This window comes from Halorubrum sp. CGM4_25_10-8A, from assembly GCF_005435025.1.
Lineage (GTDB): Archaea > Halobacteriota > Halobacteria > Halobacteriales > Haloferacaceae > Halorubrum > Halorubrum ezzemoulense.
This window is the reverse complement of record NZ_SGTX01000008.1, coordinates 121,841-139,185: the sequence shown is the minus strand read 5'-3', so window position 1 is coordinate 139,185 and position 17,345 is coordinate 121,841. Positions and strand designations below refer to the sequence as shown.

At 70.5% G+C, this 17,345-nt stretch carries 16 protein-coding genes and 1 tRNA gene; 5 read left to right on the top strand and 12 right to left on the bottom strand.

The genetic code is table 11. From position 1 onward, the window contains the following. Position 1 precedes the first annotated feature (1 nt). Together EXE52_RS10560 and EXE52_RS10555 are read left to right on the top strand one after the other, a co-directional pair. The gene (locus tag EXE52_RS10560) at positions 2–502 is read left to right on the top strand and encodes a DUF2240 family protein (RefSeq protein WP_199237886.1); all 501 of its coding nucleotides are present in this window, start codon (positions 2–4) and stop codon (positions 500–502) included. 1 nt (position 503) lies between these two features. Then, the gene (locus EXE52_RS10555; protein ID WP_086219681.1) at positions 504–932 is read left to right on the top strand and encodes a hypothetical protein; all 429 of its coding nucleotides are present in this window, start codon (positions 504–506) and stop codon (positions 930–932) included. A 44-nt stretch (positions 933–976) separates the two neighbouring features. Here the strand turns inward: EXE52_RS10555 and EXE52_RS10550 are convergent, their stop codons facing one another. Next, entirely contained in the window at positions 977–2,884 is a 1,908-nt protein-coding gene (locus EXE52_RS10550) for a methyl-accepting chemotaxis protein (protein WP_049930862.1), read from the bottom strand. Between the two features lie 338 nt (positions 2,885–3,222). Between EXE52_RS10550 and EXE52_RS10545 the strand changes: the two genes are divergently transcribed. Next, on the top strand, positions 3,223–4,518 hold the full coding sequence (locus EXE52_RS10545) for a DNA double-strand break repair nuclease NurA (protein ID WP_089308587.1): 1,296 nt from the start codon (positions 3,223–3,225) through the stop codon (positions 4,516–4,518). Between the two features lie 11 nt (positions 4,519–4,529). On the opposite strand, the gene EXE52_RS10540 is transcribed toward EXE52_RS10545, so the two are convergent. From EXE52_RS10540 to EXE52_RS10500, 9 genes are all read right to left on the bottom strand, one after another. Next, positions 4,530–5,264 carry a CPBP family intramembrane glutamic endopeptidase gene (locus EXE52_RS10540; protein WP_089308588.1) on the bottom strand — a complete coding sequence of 245 codons (735 nt, stop codon included), beginning with the start codon at positions 5,262–5,264 and terminating at the stop codon, positions 4,530–4,532. An 80-nt stretch (positions 5,265–5,344) separates the two neighbouring features. Further along, complete coding sequence (locus EXE52_RS10535) at positions 5,345–6,631, bottom strand: glucose-6-phosphate isomerase (protein WP_089308589.1); 1,287 nt, start codon at positions 6,629–6,631, stop codon at positions 5,345–5,347. A gap of 101 nt (positions 6,632–6,732) precedes the next feature. Then, positions 6,733–7,833, bottom strand: a complete 1,101-nt coding sequence (locus EXE52_RS10530; protein ID WP_089308590.1) for a DoxX family protein — start codon at positions 7,831–7,833, stop codon at positions 6,733–6,735. 97 nt (positions 7,834–7,930) lie between these two features. Continuing rightward, entirely contained in the window at positions 7,931–8,488 is a 558-nt protein-coding gene (locus EXE52_RS10525) for a class I SAM-dependent methyltransferase (protein WP_089308591.1), read from the bottom strand. A gap of 105 nt (positions 8,489–8,593) precedes the next feature. Continuing rightward, positions 8,594–9,736, bottom strand: a complete 1,143-nt coding sequence (locus EXE52_RS10520) for an aminotransferase class V-fold PLP-dependent enzyme (protein ID WP_049930852.1) — start codon at positions 9,734–9,736, stop codon at positions 8,594–8,596. Between the two features lie 85 nt (positions 9,737–9,821). Next, on the bottom strand, positions 9,822–10,163 hold the full coding sequence (gene trxA, locus EXE52_RS10515) for a thioredoxin (protein ID WP_049930851.1): 342 nt from the start codon (positions 10,161–10,163) through the stop codon (positions 9,822–9,824). Between the two features lie 295 nt (positions 10,164–10,458). Next, a complete protein-coding gene (locus EXE52_RS10510; RefSeq protein ID WP_049930850.1) occupies positions 10,459–10,743 on the bottom strand; it encodes a translation initiation factor eIF-1A in 285 nt (94 codons plus the stop codon). A 105-nt stretch (positions 10,744–10,848) separates the two neighbouring features. Continuing rightward, positions 10,849–11,595: an AAA family ATPase gene (locus tag EXE52_RS10505; RefSeq protein WP_049930848.1), complete on the bottom strand. Its 747-nt coding sequence runs from the start codon at positions 11,593–11,595 to the stop codon at positions 10,849–10,851. 533 nt (positions 11,596–12,128) lie between these two features. Beyond that, a tRNA-Val gene (locus EXE52_RS10500) sits at positions 12,129–12,203 on the bottom strand. Between the two features lie 233 nt (positions 12,204–12,436). Here EXE52_RS10500 and EXE52_RS10495 point away from each other — a divergent pair. Further along, positions 12,437–13,579: a Xaa-Pro peptidase family protein gene (locus EXE52_RS10495; RefSeq protein ID WP_089308592.1), complete on the top strand. Its 1,143-nt coding sequence runs from the start codon at positions 12,437–12,439 to the stop codon at positions 13,577–13,579. A 59-nt stretch (positions 13,580–13,638) separates the two neighbouring features. On the opposite strand, the gene EXE52_RS10490 is transcribed toward EXE52_RS10495, so the two are convergent. After that, the gene (locus EXE52_RS10490; protein ID WP_089308593.1) at positions 13,639–15,027 is read right to left on the bottom strand and encodes an NAD(P)/FAD-dependent oxidoreductase; all 1,389 of its coding nucleotides are present in this window, start codon (positions 15,025–15,027) and stop codon (positions 13,639–13,641) included. A 195-nt stretch (positions 15,028–15,222) separates the two neighbouring features. On the opposite strand from EXE52_RS10490, the gene EXE52_RS10485 reads away from it, so the two are divergent. After that, positions 15,223–16,578: a sodium-dependent transporter gene (locus EXE52_RS10485; RefSeq protein WP_049930843.1), complete on the top strand. Its 1,356-nt coding sequence runs from the start codon at positions 15,223–15,225 to the stop codon at positions 16,576–16,578. A gap of 34 nt (positions 16,579–16,612) precedes the next feature. Here EXE52_RS10485 and EXE52_RS10480 read toward each other — a convergent pair whose 3' ends face one another. Further along, entirely contained in the window at positions 16,613–17,266 is a 654-nt protein-coding gene (locus tag EXE52_RS10480) for an AIM24 family protein (protein WP_049930842.1), read from the bottom strand. Positions 17,267–17,345: the final 79 nt, after the last annotated feature.

Sequence of the window (17,345 nt, the reverse complement as noted above, 5' to 3'; positions counted from 1 at the left end):
CATGAGTCTGGAGGTCGCCGTCGCCGCCCCGTTCAAGGCTCGGGCACAGGACCGGCTCGGGCAGGGGGAGTTCGTCGTCGTGCTGTCGCTGGAGCGCGAGTGGTTCTCGCCCGACCAGGCGAAGCGGCTCGTCGACGTCGCGCTCGGCCGCGGCCTGCTGGCGTCCGAGGACGGCGATCTGGTCCCGCAGTTCGACCCGGCCGAGGTGACCGTCCCGGAGGGGTTCACCCCGGACGAGTCGGTCCTCCGCGAGCAGTCCACCTTCGAGAGCGCGCTCGACGCCGTCGTCGCCGCGGGCGTCGAGAAGCAGCGCGCCGTCGCCGCGATCAACGAGCGTCAGCGGGCGCTGGCGGTCACCATCGAGGCCGCCGCGGTCCTCTACGCCCGCGAGCAGGGCGTCGCGGTCGACCGCCTCGCGGTCGACGTGCGCGAGGAGCTCGCCGCCGAGGCGGGCGACGCGGGAGGCGATCTGACCGACGCCGACGACTCGGGGGCGGCGTGAGATGGTGACGGACCGACTCGCGGACGGCGTCCGGATCGCTCAGCTCCTCGCCTCCGAGGTGACGGGGAACGAGAGCCGGCTCCGCGGGCTGACCGTCGCCGACGCCGACCCCGACGTCGAGCCGACCGCCGACGGCGCGCTGGCGTACCGGATCGTCCGCGAGCGCGACGGCTCGCCAGACGGGGACGCGTCCGCGGAGACCGACCCCGACCCGACCGTCGCCGAGGTGTACGTCCAGCCGGACCGCGCGCGGATCGAAGCGGTCGCGGCCCCGGACGCGGTCGCGGACGCGGCGAGGGAGGTCGACCTCCGCGTCCGGCCGAAGGCGGTCCGCCCGCCCCGGACGCTTGTGTTCGTGGAGGACGGCGCGGGAGTGAAGCGCGCGCTGGCGGTCCTCGAAGCTGTTCGGAGCGAGTCGGACGATAGATAGCCGGGCAGCGCCGAACCGCGGAAAAACGTCTCGTCGCCGCGCGTCTACTCGCGCTGGCCGCCGTCGCCGACCGCCGCGCTCGGGCCGGGGCCCGACGCGGGACCGGTCCCGCCGCCGGAGACGTCGAAGTCCCGGACGAGCGAGCCGAGCCGCTCCGCCTGCTCCGCGAGCGACCCGGCCGCCGTCGTCGCCTCGCTCATCGCGGTTAGCTGCTCGTCAGCGGCCTCGGCGACCGCGTCGGCCTCGTCGGCGGTCGACCCGCTGATCTCCGCGACCTCCTCGGCCATCGAGACGGTCTCCTCAGTGCTGGCCGCCTGATCGTCGGTGGCCCGGCTGATCTCGCGGATCCCCTCGTCGGTCTCCGCGGCGTTCTCCGACACCCGCGCGAACGCGTCCGCGGCGTCCTCGACGGCGTCGGCCCCGGCGGCGATGTTCTCCTCGGCGCTCCGGACCGCCTCGACGGTCCCCTCGGTCTGCGACTGCGTGGCGCCGATGAGCTCCTCGATCTCGGTGGCGGCGTCCTGCGTCTCCTCCGCGAGCTGCTTCACCTCGTCGGCGACGACCGCGAACCCGTCGCTCCCGCCGCCGCTGCCACCCGCGCGGGCGGCCTCGATGTTCGCGTTCAAGGCGAGCAGGTTCGTCTGCTCGGCGATGTCGCCGATGAGGTCGACGATCTCGCCGATGTCCTCCATCCGGTCGTCGAGCTGCTGGACGGTCCCCGCGGCCGAGTCGAGCGCCTCGCGCGACTCCTCGACGCGGCCGATCGCCGCCTCGGCGGTCTCCTCGCCCTCGTCGGCGATGTCGGCGGTCTGCTCGGCGACCGAGACGACCGTCTCGGTCGAGGAGGCGACCTCCTCGATCGTCGCCGAGAGGTCGTTCATCTCGTCGGACACCTGCCGCAGCATCTCGCGCTGCTCGTCGGCGCCCTCGGCGATCTCCGTGACCGACCGGCTGACGGCCTCGCTCCGGTCGGACGCGGTCTCGACGCCGTCGACCGTGTCCGCGCTCGCGGTCGACACGTCCTGCGCGAACGACCGCACCTCGCCCATCGCCGCGTCGATGTCCTCCATCATCTCGTTGAACGCCGCGCCGATCTGCGCCATCGCCTCGCTCTCGCTCTCCGCGTCGAGCCGGACCGTGAGGTCGCCGTCTGCCGCCCGGCCCATCGCGGCGCTGTAGTCGTCCGCCTTCGTCTCGAGGTGGCTGTTCAGCCGCTCGACCTCCTCCCGGCGCTCCTCGACCTCCGCCTTCGCCGCCTCGACGTCCTGGATCTCCGCCTGCTTCCGCTCCGCCAGTTCCAGCTGCTCGCGCGCCGCCTCGCGCGACTTCTCGATCGAGTACCAGTTGACCATCAGCGCGCTGGCCAGCGCGAGGACGAAGACCGCGTGAATGCCGCCCCAGACGATCGGGTTCTGTATCGCCGCGGTGTGGTTGTAGACGAGACTCGAATCGATGAGGCTGAACGCGCCGTGGCCGACCGCCACGTACACGACGCCGACGGCGAACGGGAGCCAGTCCTCGTACAGCGCGAGCACCCCGATAAACACGAAGAAGCTGAAGTGCGCCTCGATGTAGCCGCCCGACAGCTTGACCATCGCCATCGAGACGGTCATGAGGCTGAACGCGGAGAGCACCGTCCGCTGGCGGCGGCCGAGCCGCGACCAGCTTGCCAGCGCGCCGGTGCCGAGGATGACGGCGACGAACCCGCCGAGCATCCACAGCGGCGTCGCCGGAATCTGCGCGCCGGTGAACGACTCCGTCCCGTTGTAGAGGCCGAGCCCGATCAGCAGCGGCACCTGGACCGCGATCGAAATCAGGATGTTCCGATGCCGCGGGCTCCACATCTCCTCCGGCATCGAGGTGCCGTCCGGGATGTAGCGGATCACGTCCCGCACGCTCTCCGCCAGCCCGCCCGATCCCCCCGCGTCCACGCCGGTCGCAGTCTCTGCCATGGGCGACGATTGTCGCACGGTATAAAAACACGTCGCCTCCAGATATTATCGCTGATACCGTCTCTCAGGTCCTGAGACGCTGGTAATTAAGCCGCTGAGTGATATCGCGCTGACACAATTTACCCCACGACGTTGCCGATTGTTCGGCGATGATCGAACACGTTCGTCTCGGCGGGCGGAATGACCTCATTGAGTGACACGAACTTCACCGGACGGAACCGGTTTCACTGAGCGAACTCCCGCCGAGTGAACCCCCGCTGAGCGAACTCACGCCGGGCGCCCAGGTCGTCGACCGCGCGGCCGACGCCTTTTATATTGGTCCGGCCCGCCGTACGGTCGTGACGCTCGATCCGATCCACGTCGAGAACATCGCCCGGCTCGCGTACGGCATCGGCGGCGACGTGGACGCGACGGACCACGACGACCTCGCCGAGCGCGTCTGGCGGGAGTGGCTCCCCGAACTACGCCGCGACGGCCGGGTCGTGCTCGCGGCGCTCGGCGACCACGAGCGCCATCGGGCCGCCATCGACGACGTGGCGCTCGCCGAGCGCCCGTTCGAGGCGGTCCACGGGCTCGACTCGGGGACGATCAACCCGACGACGTTCAAGAACGGCCTCGTCGTCGACGTCGCCCACGCGGCGATGGCGAGCTCGCCGACCGACCTCGACCTCCACCGCGACCGCACCATCGTGGCCACCGTCCACGCCGGCGACTCGACCGCCGGCTTCGACAGCGAGTGGACGCGCCGCGACGAGGGCCACACCAAGCAGCGCGTCCTCCACGTCCCGCGGGTGAACCGCTACGCGGAGCGGGTCGTCCACGCGCTCGCCTTATACCTCGCGGAGGGGACCCACGCGCTCGACCATGCCGACCGGGTGGAGGACCTGCTCGTCCTCGACGGTCCCATCTACCCGAAGGAGCTGTTCACGTGGGCCGACCGCGACCCGGAGCTCGGCGCGCTCGCCCGCGAGGCGAAGCCGCGCGCGGTGATCGAGAAGTACGTCCGCCTCGTCGAGCGGTTCGTCGAGCGCGACGTGCCGCTGGCCGGCTTCGTGAAGAACCCCGCGAGCGGCACCGCCGTCCGCGCGCTCTCGCGCGCCGGCGTCGAGTCGCCGTGGCCCGACGACACCGCGCTGTTCACCCGGCTGTTGGAGCGCCGCGAGCCGTACGGGGCCGCCGGCGACGGAGAGTTCACCGACGACGACCGGGGCGCAGAGCGCGGCGCGCGGCTCCACGACGACCTCACGTTCACCACGTGGTTCCGCAGCCGCGGCGGCGCGGACGCGCCGATGGCCGCCGACGGCGACGCGCTCGGTGTCGACCGCGAGCTCGACCCCGAGCTGTACGAGCCCACGTTCATGGTCGTCTACGACCCGCGGACCGACGTGACCTACAAGCTGGAGGCGCCGTACGCGTTCACCCGCGACGCGGGGACCCGCGAACGGCTCACCCGGCAGGTGGTCGCCGAGGTGGCGGCGACCCGCGGCCCGCCGGAGCCGGTCGCGAAGGCGGACGCGCTGGCGCGCATCTCAGCCAGCGAGAAGGCGGCGCTCCGCCGGAAGTTCGAGGAGCGGCTCGGCAGCGACCAGCAGGCGACCTACGACGACCTGCGGTGGGGGAAAGAGACGTACTGAACCGGTGCCCCTCAGAGGGCCTGCGCGAGCAGCACCGCGTAGGTGACCGCGTTGTAGATGCCGTGGACCAGCCCCGGCACCACCACGTTGTCCGTCCACTCGTAGAACGCGCCGAGGACGGACCCCAACACGACCACGATACCGACGTACGCCCACTGCTCGACCGGCGTCCCCGAGACCGAGGGGAGGTGGATCAGCCCGAACGCGAGGCTCGCGATGAGCACCGCGGGGACCGCGTCGAACGCGCGGCGGACGGTGCCTTGGACGACGCCGCGGAACAGCAGCTCCTCGACCGGGCCGACCACCGCGAGCGACACCGCGATCATCGCGAGGTAGTACGGGACGGGGTCGCCGGCGGGGACGACCGCCTGATTCTGCCCGGTCGAGAGGCCGACCTGATCGAGCGCGAACAGCGCGCCGTACTGGAACGCGAAGAGGGCGATACCCCCGCCGACGATGATCGCCGCTTCGCGGGCGTCAGGGCGGGAGATCCGGGCGAGCGTCCACTGGTCGGTGATCGCGAGGTAGCCGGCGACCGCGATCGCGAACCCGACGAACTGGAGCAGCGTCTGAAGGAGCTGGTAGCCGGTCGTGCCCTCCGACACCAGCCCGAGGGAGGCGGCCAGCTCCGCGCCCGGCGCGGTGATCGCGCTCGCGACGAGGAGCGCGAACACGATCGCGAACAGGGCGCTCGCGACGCGGAACACGCGCTGGCCGACCGCCGAGGCCAAGGGGTCGTCGCTCATTACAGTGAACACGACTCGCAAGGGCTTTAGACGCACCGGAAGGGGATCGGCGCCGACGACGTCCCCACTCGCAGAGCAGATCAGTCTATTCGCAGCTCGCGCTTCTCCGCGACCGCCTCGGCCTCCTCGAAGTCGCCGCCGCCGAGCAGCCCGCGGGCCGCCTTCTTGCCCCATTCGACGGCGGGCTGGGTGAACGTCGAGACGCTCGCGAGCTCGCCGTACAGCACGCAAGCGGCCTCCATCCCGAACAGGAGTTCGCCGAGCGCGCGTTCGTCGACGCGGTCGATCTCGACCCGCACGTTGGGGACGTCGGCGGCCGCGAGGCTCGCCTCAGTCGCCTCGAACTCGGCGTCGAGCAGGCCGCCGAGCGACGAGCCGCCGAGGTACGCGAGCCCGTCGAGGTCCGTCTCGGGGATCGGCGCGTCGGCGCGCTCTGTCGGCCGGACGAGCGTCACCAGCTTGTCGGGTGGCCCGGCGCGGTACAGCTGGAGCTGGGAGTGTTGATCGGTCGCCCCGAGCGCGCGCGCCGGGGTCTGCCCCAGCCCGTCCTTCCCGAGGCTCTCGGCCCACAGTTGGGCGAACCACTCCGCGAACGTCTCCAGCGACTCGGCGTACGGCATCACGGCGTTGGTGAGCGCGCCCCGCTCCGCGAGCGCGTACGTCGCCGCCCCGTAGGCGTACGCGGGCGAGTCGTACAGCGACCCGGCGAGCGCGTCCATCCCGTCGCGGCCCCCTGCGAGGACGGCCTCGACGTCGTGGCCCTGGAGCGCGGCGACGGCGAGCCCGACCGTCGACAGCGCCGAGAAGCGCCCGGGGACGCCGTCGGGCACCGGGAGCGACGGAAGGTCGTGGCGGTCGGCCAGCCGGCGGAGGTTCCCCGACTCGCCCGTCGTGACGAGGGTGCGCTCGGTCCAGTCGACGCCCGCGTCGGCCATCGCCTCGCGGACGACGAGGAAGTTCGCGAGCGTCTCCGCGGTCGTCCCCGACTTCGACACCACGTTGACGACGGTGTTGTCGAGCGGGAGGTCGGCGAGGCGGCGCCGCGTCTCGTCGGGGTCGACGTTGTCGAGGACGTACGCGTCCACGTCGCTGTCGAGGGCGTTCGACAGCGTCGCCGCGCCGAGCGCGCTGCCACCGATCCCGACCGTCAGCACCGCCTCGGGGCGGTCGAACCCCTCGACCGCGGCGTAGATCGCGTCCGGGTCCGCGGTCTCGGGGAGCGTCAGGGCGGCGTACCCGAACTCGTCGTCGGCCATCCCGGCCGCGATCCGCTCGTGCGCGGCCGCGACGCGGTCGTCGAGTCGGTCCAGCGTTGCCGTCGTGAGCCCGGGCGTCGTCGCCAGGGCGTTGCCGAGGTCCACTCGCATACCTCCCTCACCGCGCGAGAGTAACTTAAAAGCCGGCGGGGGGTCGCGGTCGCGGCGCCCGCCCGCGGTCGTGGCCCGTCACGGACGAGCACCCGTCGCGGTCAGTCCGCCGCGACCGCCGAGTCGTCGCCGTCGAGCGCCGGCCGACCGAACCAGTAGTCGAACGCGAGCGGGCCGGAGCCGAGCGTGAACACCGCCGACGCCATCCCGAACAGCGCCACGTGCGCGAGGACGGGGTCGTCCGGGAGCCCGAACAGGGTCGTCGTGAACAGGACGAACGAGAGCGCGGCCGCGCCGCGGGTGAAGAAACCCGCGATCAGCGCGAGCCCCACGGCGACCTCGGTCACCCCCGCGCCGACGACCCACAGCCCCGGGTCGACCGGGACCACCGCCGTGAGGTCGTACTTCTCGACAACCTGGAGCGCGCTCGCGGGGTCGGCGAGCTTCTGAATGAGGCCGAGGTAGACGAACGAGACGCCCATCCCGACCCGGAGCACCGTCGGGACGTAGCGCCGCAGCGGGGCCGTCGACTCGTCGAGGAACGACTTGAGGTACTGGACGGGGTCGACCCGGCCGTAGTACGAGCCCGGCGTGCTCGCGACCGCCAGCAGCATGTCGTCGGCGCTCGGGCGGCCGCCGCCGAGGATCAGCAGCGCGAGGAACACCGGGACGTACTCCACGGCGAGGAAGACGAGGGGGTCGACCGCGAGGAACACCCACGCGTACGTCAGCAGGCCGACCGTCGCGGTGATCCGCGTCGCCAGCCCGAAGAGGGTGAAGAACCCGAGCCCGATGAACAGCACCCGGAAGAGCGGGCTCGCCCCGGTGTCGAACGCGAGCGTCGGCGCGAAGAGATACCCCTCGAAGCCGGCGCCGACGAGCGGGAGCCCGACGGCGAGGCGGAGCATCCACGGGACGAGGTCGGCGTACCCGGCGAGCTTTTCGCGGAGGACGACGATGTCGACGATCGTCGGTCGCACCCAGAGGTACGCCGCGATGCCGACGAGCCCGAGCGCTCCGGACCCCGCGAACAGCGCCGCGTTGAACGGGTCCGAGAGCACCTCGATGACGAACGCCACAGCGTCGAGCGGGTCGCCGGAGTCCTCGGTGACGTAGTCGACGTGGGCCGCGGCCGGTCGCGCGGCGAGCGTCGCGAACATGGCGAGCGCGGCGACGGCTACCGATCGGTGACGGACGGACATACCCCTCGTACGGGCTGGATACACCTAACGGTATTTCTTCACGAACGTTCGAATGCGACGGTGTGGCGGCGGTTTCGGACAGATACGGGACGGTCGTTTAGGGTGCCCGCGCGACGACGCCGAACGTTTCGGTCCGCGTCTCGGCGCGCTCGATCTCGAACCCGGCGTCGACGAGCGTTTCGCGCGCGTCGCGCGCAGCGAAGCGCTCGTCGACCGGCGGCCCGTGGTCGCCGTCGCCGTCGGCCGACCAGTCGAACACGACGAGCCGCCCGTCGGAGCGGAGGACGCGGGCGAGCTCGCCGATCGCGTCCGGACTCGCGAACTCGTGGTACGTCATCGTCGAGCACGCCCCGTCGAGTTCGCCGTCGGCGAGGGGGAGGTCCGAGACGTCGCTCGCGACGAGGTCGACGTTCTCCGGGAGCCCCTTGTCGCGGTAGTACTCGTGCATCTCCGACTGGACGTCGACGCCGTAGACGGTCTCGGCGTGTTCGGCGACGGCGTCGGTGTAGAAGCCGGTACCGCTGCCGAGGTCGGCGACGACCGCGGCGCCGACCTCGACCAGCGGGCCGATAAGCTCCTCCGCGGAGACCCATCGGTAGCGGCTCGGGCGCTCGAGTTGCGACGCCTGCTCGGCGTCGAACGTGTGGAATCCCATGGGCGGTATTGCGCGTCGAGTACTAAAACGCGTCCGGTCGAGGCGCGTGCGACTGAGCCGACGCGACCCCGCGACGTGGAACGGGACGGCGACCCGTCCCGCCGGTCACCACTCGGGTTCCAGCGCGTCGAGGAGCCGGTCGACCTCCGCCTCCGTCGAGACGGCGTGGACCGACACCCGGATCCCGTCCGGGTGCGGGAGCGACCGGACGACGATGTCCCGCTCGCCGAGTCGCTCGACGGTCGCCTCCGGGTCGTCGACGTCGATCGTCACGAGCCCGGACTCGAACGCCCGCGGGCTGAGGAGTCGATCCTCGGGGACGCCGTCCTTGAGCCGGTCGGTGAGCGCCTCGATCCGCGCCTCGATCGCGTCGAGGCCGACCGCCTCGATGGCGTCGAGCGCCTCGACGAGGCCGACGTGCGCCGCCGCCGTCGTCGTCCCGACCTCGAAGCGCCCTGCGGCCGGCTTGAACTCGATCTCGTCGCCGGTCGGGTCCTCGACGCCGCGGTAGCCGACCGCGTGGGGCGCGAGATCGGCCGCGGCGTCGCGGTCCACGTAGAGGAATCCGGCGCCCCACGGGCCGAGCGTCCACTTGTGGCCGGCCGCGGCGACCGCGTCGGCGCCCCACTCGCTCACGTCCATCGCGCCCTGCCCGGGCGACTGAACCGCGTCGACGAGGGTGAACGCGCCCGCGTCGTTCGCGACCGCAACGAGGTCGGCGACGGGGAGGCGGGTGCCGTGGGTCCACGTGATCGCGCTGAAACAGACGAGCCGGGCGTCCGCGACCGCCGCTGCGTACTCGTCGCGGTCGACGCGGCCCGCCTCCGTTTCGAGGACGCGGACTTCGACGCCCTCGCGTTCGAGGCGCTTCCACGGGAGGACGCCTGCCGGGTGTTCGAGATCGGTCCGGACGACCACGTCGCCCGGTTCCCAGTCGATCGCGCCGGCGACGCGGGTGATCCCGTCGGTCGTGCTCTCCGTCAGCGCGACCTCCTCGGGGTCGGCGCCGACGAACGCCGCGATCCGCTCGCGAACGCGGTCGTACGTCTCGAACGCGTGGCCGTACGGGTCGGTGGTCGCGGAGCCGTACTCGTGCTCCTCGATGAAGGACCCGGCCGCCTCGACGACGTACTCCGGGCTCGGCCCGTGCGCGCCGAAGTTGAAGTACGCCGCGTCGCCGAGGGCCGGGACGTCCGCGCGGAGCTCTCTCGGGGTCATACCGTCGTCGTCGAGTTGGATCGTTCTCATGGTGTCGGTTTCGGCGACTCGGGCCGCGATGGCCGGCGCGGTCCCGCGTCTCGGGTGTTCAGTGTGTGACGCCTGTCGGACCGATTCAGGCGGTGTGTTCGCCGACCGCGTCGGTCAGCGCCTGCTCGCTCTGCGCGCCGACCATACGCTCGACCGGCTCACCGTCGGCGAACACGAGCAGCGTCGGGATCCCCTGGACGCCGTACTCGCCGGCCAGGGCCTGGTGGACGTCGACGTCGACCTTCAGCACCGCCGCGTCGGTGTCGCTCGCGACCGCCTCGACGGCGGGCTCCATCATCCGGCACGGACCGCACCAGTCGGCGTAGAAGTCGACGAGAACGACATCGTTCTCGGCGACTCGGTCGTCGAACGCGTCGGCGTCGTCCAGCTGGATCGGTTCTGCGGGAGCGGCTTCTGTCGAACTCATACCACCGGGTACACGCCCGGGACTGATAACGGTTTTGGATATAGACCACAATACTACACACTACGGAGGATGAGCCGGAGCGACTCGGCCGCCCCGGCCGCTCTCGATCGGTCCCGATTCCGGCGGAATCGGTGGCCGTCGCCGTACTGACCGTATCTTTCCGCTGGCCGGTTCGGGGACCGAGACGACCCGCTGCCGGGTCGCGGCGTAATCGAGAAGAGCGGCGAGAGCATCGATCGGTGACAACACGACTGCGCGTCCGGGGCGGTCCGCTCGCCCGACGAGTCGGGCGTCGCTACTGGATGTGGCCTTCGCGGCGGAGCTGGTCGGCGTCCTCGTCATCGTACCGCCACTCGACGTTCGCCTTCTCGTCCTGCCAGTCCCACGGCTCGGCGAGGACCACGTCGCCCTCGTTGATCCACGTGCGGTACTTCATGCGGCCGGGGATCCGGCCGAGTCGTTCCTCGCCGTCGGCGCAGCGCAGTTGGACGTGGTTGCCGCCGAGGTGTTCTGTCACTACAGCGAACACTTCGTCGTCGTTGGGCATGCGGAGGTTCTTCCGCCCGGATTCTTCGCTCATACCTTCCGTTGTGCGCTCGCCCGTATAAGTGATTGGAGACGCGTGTGTGCGCCCGTCACGCGATCCGTTCGCACGACGACGGCGCCCCGGAGCGCCGGACCGAACTCACTCCGCGTCGGTGAGCGTGGTCGACCGATCGTCTCCGTCAACGGTCGAACCTTCGACGGCCGTACCTTCGCCGGTCGCGTCGCCGTCGGTCGCGTCGTACCCGGCCGCGTCACCGTCGGTCGCCCGCTCGCCGAACGCCGCGTCGACCTGCGCGAACGTCTCAGCCTCGGTCCCGGAGTTGTCGACGACGACGTGCTCCGACGCCACCTCGTCGAACAGCTCCTTGAAGTGGAGGTGGATCTCGAAGTCGGCGTCGCTGATCCCGTCTCGGCGCTCGATCCGGCGCTCGACGACCGCCTCGTCGCAGGCGACCTCGACGAGGTCGAACTCGGCCGCGGCCTCGGCGGCCGTCTCCTGGGCGTCCGCCCGGAACCGGGCATCCGCGAACGTCGCGTCGAGGACGACGGCGCCCCCGTCGTCGACGTCGTCCCGAGCGCGCGCGAGCAGTTCGGCGTAGACCGCCTCGGTCTCCGCGTCGGTGTACTCCGGGTCGTCGAACAGCTGCTTGCGTATCACGTCGGTCCGCCGGATCCGCCCGTCGACGTGGTCGGCGATCCGCTCGGCGACGGTCGTCTTGCCGACGCCGGGCAGCCCGCAGACGACGACCAGTCGCCCGGTCGACGCGCCGTCGTCGGCGACCGGGGCGGACGAGGTCGGCGACGCCGGATCGAAGGAACCCGCCGTTTCACCGCTCGAAGCGGGGGATTCGGTTCGGTCCGACGGTCGACCGCCTCGGTCACTCATCTACCGCTATTCTCCGGGGTGAGGTAAAAGAAACTTCTCATTAGCCACCCCCGACCGACGCGGTGAGGTCCCCCGGCTCGCGGCGGATCAGGACCCCTCGACGTACCGCCGGATCAAGCGTCCGTCCCGGGCCGTCCACCGATAGCCGATGGAATTAATCGAGTATCGTTGCGAGAGCAGCGACGAGCAAGGCGACGATGGTTCCGACGAGGAGGCCGGAAGCCGCGGCCATAGTCACAGAGAGGTACAGTGACAATCCGGTTACCGCCACGACCGCGACGATTACAACCGGGAGTTGTAGCGCAAATCGGGAGCCGAATTCGGAGGTGGCCTCGGATCGGAAACTTATGCTCGGAGGGAAGAATCTCTGCTCAGAAAATCTCTCCGAACGACGGGTTTGCGATCACAGTCTGATGACTCGTTCAGTGTTCAGTTAGACAGAATAACGCACTGCCTCCGCTGAACTCGTCGCTATATCGTCCGGTGATTACATCCGGGACTCCCGCCGTCGAGTGGTATCGGCCGCAAGAAAGTGGGTTGGGGCGGATTTGAACCGCCGGCCTCCTCCATGTCAAGGAGGTGTCATAACCGGACTAGACTACCAACCCGAAGGGGCTTACTGACGCGTCTCGTCGTTTCCGTGGGACGTAATTGAACCTTTCGTTTCGAACCGCCCGCGGGGCCGGCCCGGCGGCTCGATCGGGAGACAGCGCGGCGACGGTCGCGGCCCAGGCGGGTCGTCGGTCGGTGTCGACCGGACGGCGGGTACGGAGCGGTCGCACGGCGTCCGCGCGCAGACGGCTTCCGACCGGTTTTACCCGTTCGGCGACAGTCCGTCCGTATGGTCGACCTTGCCGCCCGCACGGACAGGCTGGACGCCTACCTCGCCGAGCGCGGACTCGAAGCGGTCTGGTTCGCGCGGCCGAACGGGTTCGCGTGGCTCACCGGCGGCGACAACGTCGTGGACGCCGACGCGGCGACGGGCGTCGCGGCCGCTGGCTACGACGGCGAACTCCGCGTAATCGCCGACGACATCGAGGCGGACCGGCTCGCCGACGAGGAGCTTCCGGACGCGTTCGCGGTCGAATCGTTCCCGTGGTACGCCGACTCACTCGCCGCGGCGGTCGCCGAGCGGTCGCCCGCGCCCGCCGCCGCGGACTTCGACGTGCCCGGCTTCGAGGCGGTCGACGGGAGCCGGCTCCGACAACCCCTCACCGACGACGACGTCGAGCGGTACCGCGAGCTGGGTCGGGAGGTCGCGGCCGCCGTCGAGACCGTCTGCCGGAACCTCGAACCCGACGACCCGGAGTACGAGGTCGCGGCCGGCATTGACATCTCGCTCGCCTCCCGCGACGTGGACACGCCGGTCGTCCTCGTCGGCGGCGCGGAGCGAGCGCAGGCGTTCCGCCACTACACCCCGAGCGACGCCGCGCTCGGCGACTACGCGCTCGTCTCGGTCACCGCGGAGCGGGCGGGGCTCTACGCCTCGATGACGCGGACGGTGGCCTTCGACGCGCCGGACTGGTTCGAGGAGCGACACCGCGCCGCGGCGCGCGTCGAGGCCACCGCGATCCGAGCCACCGAGGCCGCGGCGGCCGGGACGCTCGTCGGAGGAGACGGTGACGCCGCGTCCGCGGACGCCCCCGACGCCGCCGGCGACGTGTTCGAGGCGATCCGAGAGGCGTACGACGCGGTCGGCTTCGCCGACGAATGGGAGAAGCACCACCAGGGCGGCGCGGCCGGGTTCGCGGGCCGAGAGTGGATAGCGACGCCCGACGGCGACGAGCCCGTCCGGTGGCCGATGGGCTACGCGTGGAATCCGACGGTCCGAGGAACGAAAAGCGAGGACACGCACCTCGTCGCGCCGGACCTGACGGAGCGGCTCACGAAGACCGGTCGGTGGCCGACCCACGAGACCGAACCGGTTGACGTGGCGGGGATCGACGCGGAGCCGGTGGAGCTGGCGGCGCCCGTGATCCGGTAGCGGGACCGGTCTCGTCGGGGGGCAGCGCTGCCGGCGACGCGGTCGACGGCGTCCGCGGGTCAGTACACGTACTCGCTCTCGTCGATGCCGACGTACCCCTTCTTCACCCGGCGCTTGTTCCACTTGTAACCGGCCAGCAGCTTGAGCGACTCCCACCCGGAGCGGTACGGCTGCGAGAGGAGGTCGTCGCCGGTCTCGGCGGCGAGCATCGCGTCGGCCGCGCCGATGACGCGGTCCCAGTCGGCGGGCTCGTACTCCGCGACCATGTCGGCCATCGTCACGTTGCGGACGACCTCGTCGCCGATCGCTTCCTTCCAGCGGCGGTTATACGAGGCCAAGTCGCCCTCGGCGGCGAGTTCGCCCGCGATCGCGCCGGTTCGGACCGCGACGTGATCGCCGCCCTCGTGGAACGCCGACGTGGTCCCCATCGCGCCGCCCGCGACCGCGATGCCGGCCTCCACGGGTGAGTCGATCGGCCGGGTAGACGAGATCGGGTACGTCTCCGTCCCGCCCCGCTTGCCCGCGTCCTCGACGAGCGGGAACTCCTCCTCGATGTCGTACTCCTCGCCGTACTGCCACTCCAAGAGTCGGCGGATGTACTCGCCGCCCTGCGGGATCGACTCGTCGTCCTCGCGGAGGAGGGCGTACTCCGAGGCGTCGATCTCGTCCATGTCGAGGCCGATCGGCATCGTCAGCCCGACCCGGCAGACGCGGTCCGCGTTCGGGAAGATCCACGGGTACGCGGTCTCGCCCGGCATCACGCCCCACCAGAAGACGAGCGCGTCCTCGACCTCCTCGAACACGTCTTCGGGAACGCGCCGATACTCCTGATACGCGATGTGGTTGGCGGTCCGGGAGGCCAAGCGCTCGGAGGCCTGCGCGTCCGCGGGCAGGTACTCGTCGAGGACGCGGTTCGTCACCGTCCGCTGCGGGCCGTCGGTGAGAACGACGAAGTCGGCGCCGACGGTGCCGCCGTCCGCGATTTCGAGCGTGTGGCGCGGGTCGCCGTCGGCGGGGCCCACCGAGAGGTCAGTGTCGACGCCGCGAACGGAGGTCCCGACGCGGTACTCGGCCCCGGCCTCCTCGGCTCGGTCGCGGAGCCAGTCGTCGAACCGCGCCCGCTGGAAGGTGTAGCCGAACTTGTCGTACGAGGAGTCGATGCCGGTGGAAGTGAGCGTCGCCGACTCGTCGGGCCCCCGGAACTCGGCGCGGTTCAGCTCGCGTTGAATTACTCCGTCGTCGAACTCGTCGGGGTGGATCCCCATGATGTCCACCCAGTAGTCCAAGATCCCGGCCGCGTCGGTCGAGTCGGGACCGAGGCCGTCGCGGTCGGCCCGGGGGACCCCTTTCTCGACGACCAAGGCGTCCGCCCCGCCGGTCGCGGCCGCGTGCGCCGCGGACGACCCGGCCGGCCCGCCGCCCACGATCGCGACATCTACGCGTTCCATACCTCGTGAGGTCCCTGTCCGGCTATTAAATTCACGGTCCCCGATGCGGGTCCGACCGGCCGACGTGTCGACGGACGCACGGCGGCGAACGTTCGTTTCCGGGCCGGTGACCGATTGATCATGTTCGATTATCAGCAGTAAGCGGCCCAGAGAGACACGTTTTTATCGGGGAGAGGGATTTCATCCAGCACACCAATGGCACGCGAGACGTGGGCGACGCGGGCGGGGTTCATCCTCGCCGCGGTCGGGAGCGCGGTCGGGCTAGGGAACATCTGGCGGTTCCCGTTCATCACCGGCCAGTACGGCGGATCGTCGTTTCTGATCACCTACCTCGCGTTCGTCGCGCTGATCGGGTTCCCGGCGATCCTCGTGGAGTTCGTCATCGGGCGCCGCACCGACCGGAACCCAGTCGGGGCGCTTCGGGAACTGGGCAGCGGCGTCTGGTCGTCCGCCGGCTGGCTGTTCGTCGTCACCGGCTTCATCATCCTCTCGTACTACAGCGTCGTCGCGGGGTGGTTCCTGCGCTACACGCTCATCGGGATCACAGAGGGGTTCACCGTCGCCGACCCGGCGGCCGCGGACGCGCTGTACGAGTCGGTCTCGACCGGGCTCGACACCCTCCTCTTCCACGCCATGTTCATGCTGCTCGTCGTCGGGATCATCGCCGCCGGCGTCAGGCGGGGGATCGAACTGAGCGTGAAGGTGATGGTGCCGGCCATACTCGTCCTGCTCGTCGGACTGGCCGCGTACGGGTTCACCCTCGACGGCGCGAGCGCGGCGTACGCCTACTACCTCTCGCCCGACTTCGCCACAATCGCCGCGAACTGGACTGAGATCCTCCCCGCCGCCGCCGGACAGGCGTTCTTCACGCTGTCGCTCGGGATGGGCGTGATGATAACGTACGCCTCCTACCTCGGCGAGGACCGGAACCTCGCGGCCGACGCCGGGATCATTGCGGCGCTGGACACGCTCGTCGCCGTCCTCGTCGGCTTCGTCGTCTTCCCCGTCCTCTTTTCGATCGGGATCGAACCGGGCGCCGGCGGCCCGCGGACGATCTTTGTGAGCCTCACCGCCGCGTTCGCGGGCATTCCCGGCGGCCGGATCCTCGGCGTCGTCTTCTTCGGCATGGTCGGGATCGCCGCGCTCTCCTCCGCGATCAGTATCCTCGAGGTGCTCGTCTCCTACCTCATCGACGAGGTCGGCGTCGCCCGGGTGCCCGCGTCGGCCGCGCTCGGAGCCGCCGTCTTCCTGCTCGGCGTCCCGGTCACGATCGACTCGATCTTCCTCGGCCTGTACGACGGGCTCGCGGACGGGATCCTGCTCGTCCTCGGCTCGCTTCTGCTCGCGCTGTTCGTCGGCTGGGTGATCCCGGACGTCGGCCGCGAGGAGCTCAGAAAGGGGATCGCTGACGGCGCCGGCCTCGACGCAGTCTGGATCTGGGCGGTCCGGGTCCCGATCCTGATCGTCGTGGTCGTCGTGCTGTACCTCGGCGTCGTCGACTACGTCGGCTTCCTCACCGGCGACTTCGCCGGCTGGCTGGCGGCGCGATAGCCCCGGGCTACCGGGCTGACTTCCCGTCGCCGCCTCAGACGTGTTCCTCGCGCGGCTGGACCACGACGAACCCCTCGCCGCCGAAGCGCATCTGGTAGCGCTCGCCCGACTCCTGGCCGATCATGTCCGAGAGGCTGCGGTTGACCTCCACGTCCGGCGACGTGCCGCTCCACGCGACGGTCGCGCTCGGGTCGGTCGACACCGGCGGTTCGAGGACGATCGGGTCGCCGTGGGTGGTGATCGCGACGTAGCCCGGCCCCTCGAGGTAGACGTTGCTGAAGCCCCCGGCGAGCGCGCCGGCGAGGCTGTCGATCGTGTTGATCTCGTAGGAGAGCGACTCCTCGAAGGCGAGCACGTCCTCGCCGTTGACCGTGATCGACTCGCCGGCGTCGAGCTCGACGACTTGGACCTTCTTGCCGTCGTCGGCGAAGTAAACGTGGCCCTGCCCCTCGACGGCCATGATCGGCGTTCCTTCGCTCGTAGCGGCCTCCTTGAGGAACCCGGTGATACCGCCCTCCGCGGAGGCCTTCCCGGTGAAGGACACGTCGCCCGTGAACGCCACCATCGAGCCGGCCTTCGCCATGACGGTGCCGTCGACGTCGACGTCTAGGGTGTAGCTGTTCTCGCGCTGGAACGGTTCCGCGCTGTCGGTCGGTGCGTTCGCGGCGGTGAACTCGTCTAGGTTCATAGTACGGGGACCGAACCGATCGGTTCGGCTGTACGGAAGTTCCGCTGTATCGATTAAGAATCTACGGGACCCGTTTCGG